This window comes from Rhodopirellula europaea 6C, assembly GCF_000338295.1.
Classification (GTDB): Bacteria; Planctomycetota; Planctomycetia; order Pirellulales; family Pirellulaceae; genus Rhodopirellula; species Rhodopirellula europaea.
Window position 1 is genome coordinate 1 of record NZ_ANMO01000160.1, and the last position, 1375, is coordinate 1375.

At 54.8% G+C, this 1375-nt stretch carries 1 protein-coding gene; it reads left to right on the top strand.

Annotated features, from left to right (window positions below):
• Window positions 1–97: 97 nt before the first annotated feature.
• A complete protein-coding gene (locus RE6C_RS30555) occupies window positions 98–1333 on the top strand; it encodes an IS4 family transposase (protein WP_160167219.1) in 1236 nt (411 codons plus the stop codon).
• Window positions 1334–1375 lie beyond the last annotated feature (42 nt).

The following is a 1375-nucleotide window of genomic DNA, read 5'->3' on the forward strand; positions in this document are numbered from 1 at the left end:
GATATTTGCGCTGGCAGGTTAGGTAAGTTTACTTCCCTGCCTTTCTGACAGCGTCCCGATGGCGGCAGCCAAGCGTTCTAACAAAGCCAAGAAGCCGGTGACGAAAGTCACCGATGCTCGCGTGCGCAAGGGCAAGGTCAAACCTAGCGACCTCAAAGACCTCAAAAAACTCGGCCATATCGCCAGCCTACTCGAGCCCCTGCACGCAATCGGAGTCGCTCGCGACAAGGCTGGCAACCGATCGCTCCACATGGATCAGTACTGCTTGCTGGTATTGATGTGGATTTTCAATCCGGTCATCGATTCCATGCGTGGCATGCAGCAGGCCAGCGAACTGGATGTCGTGCGAAAACGACTGGGCGTTGGCCGTGCCTCGCTGGGCAGCCTGTCGGAATCCGTCACCGTCTTCGATCCCGAGCCTCTTGCAGCCATCGCTGCGGAACTGGGCGACAAACTGCCCGATCGAACGCCTGAAAAATTCCATCACATCAACAAGAAGATCACTGCCGTTGATGGCAGTGTGTTCAAGGTCCTTGCTCAAGTCGGCCAACTCGCCTGGGTACCAACGGGTGGCGGTAAATCTTCCTGCGGATATCGACTGCATGCCCAGTTTGAAGTCTTCAAGGGGATCCCTAATCGCATCGACCTGACCGGCAGCAAACCCAAAGGGGATGCCGACGAGAGAGTCGTGCTGGAGAAAACGGTTGAACCAGATCGCTGCTACTTGGTCGATCGCGGCTACCAGAAATACACGCTCTGGAACGTGATCAACGCGAAGGACAGTCAATACGTCTGCCGCCTGTTCGACTCGGCCAAGTGGGAAGTGAAATCCGAAAACGAGCTTTCCGACGAAGCGAAAGCCAAGAACATCGTGAGCGATCAGATCGTTCGATTTGGCACTGAGAATTCCCGCACGCCGCCGCCAGATCACGTCACTCGAGTAGTTGTTGTGAAGGTCAAGCCGCATGACTCACGCAAAGCGAAGAACGCTCAGTGCGGCCCCAGCAGTGATGGTTACTTGCGAATCGTCACCAACAATCTGGAAGTGCCTGCAGAAATCATCGCAGCTCTATATGAGCTTCGTTGGACGATCGAACTGTACTTTCGCATCATCAAGCAGCTACTGGGCTGTCGTCACTTGCTCAGCCACAACCCGGCCGGAGCGACAATCCAGATGTACATGGCAATCATTGCTTGCATCATGATCATGGCGATTTCCGGCAAGCAGCCGACCAAGCGAACGTTCGAGATGATCACGTTCTACTTCTTGGGCTGGGCCTCTCTGGATGAGCTCGAGGCTCACATCAAAAAGTTGCAGCCTAGCGCCGACTAGGATCAATATGCGCCGATGGCAACGCTGGCTTCTTTAAATGGG